2 protein-coding genes are annotated in these 879 nt (G+C 76.2%); both read right to left on the bottom strand.

Translation table 11 applies throughout. The annotated features are described in order from the left end of the window. Positions 1–581: MsnO8 family LLM class oxidoreductase (locus ACK4SE_RS13850; protein ID WP_409693874.1), on the bottom strand; the 581-nt coding region annotated here is incomplete at its 3' end. 55 nt (positions 582–636) lie between these two features. Continuing rightward, the coding region (locus ACK4SE_RS13845) for a hypothetical protein (RefSeq protein ID WP_409693873.1) at positions 637–879 on the bottom strand (243 nt) is incomplete at its 5' end.

The raw sequence follows: 879 nt of genomic DNA, 5'->3' as shown, positions 1-879 counted from the left end.
CGCTCGGCGGCCAGCCGTGCCGAGTAGTCGGAGGAACCGAGCAGCCACACCGGCGGCACCGACGAGGCCCGGGGGGTGGCCCGCAGCGTGTGGGACCGGCCCGCGAGGGTCATCGTGGCGCCGGTGGCCCCCATCAGGGTGACCACGTCGTCGACGTACTCGGGGAACCGCTCCACCGGATCGCCGCCCGACCCGCTCGCACCGTCGCGCAGGACGTAGCGGGTGACCGGGTCGGTCCCCGGCGCCCGGCCGATCCCCAGGTCGATCCGGCCGGGATGGGCGGCCTCGAGCAGCGCGAACTGCTCGGCGACCACGAACGGGGCGTGGTTGGGCAGCATCACCCCGCCCGAGCCGACCCGGATCCGCTCGGTGGCGGCCGCGACCATCGCGATCAGCAGCGGCGGGCTGGTGGCGGCCACCGCGGGCATGTTGTGGTGCTCGGCCAGCCAGTAGCGCCGGTAGCCGAGCTCGTCAGCGACGCGAGCCAGGGAGCGGGTCGCGGCCAAGGCGTCGGACGTCGTCTGGTCGGTGCGCACAGGCACCAGGTCGAGGACGGACAGGGCCGGGGATGCAGAGGTCACGACACAGCACAACACCGGGAGGCGGGCCACCATTCCGACCGCTCCGCGCTCGACCTCACCGGCGCCGCAGGCTCGCCGGGCTCGCCGCGGCCAGCCACCGGCGCCGACGTGTCGCGAGCGATGACATGCTGCGACGCTCGGTCTCCACGTCCCGCCAGTACGCCGCGGCAGCCCCGGCCTCCGGCGGCTCCGGCCCGAACACGTGGGTGTCCGCCCGCTCCGCGAGCGCGACCGCGCCGGCCGCCGCCGGCTCCAGGGTCCGGGACTGCTCACGCCGGGTGGCCGGGGCCGGCACCGC

Source organism: Brevundimonas sp. (genome assembly GCF_046293315.1).
Lineage (GTDB): Bacteria > Pseudomonadota > Alphaproteobacteria > Caulobacterales > Caulobacteraceae > Brevundimonas.
This window is presented reverse-complemented; position numbering and strand designations above follow the sequence as displayed.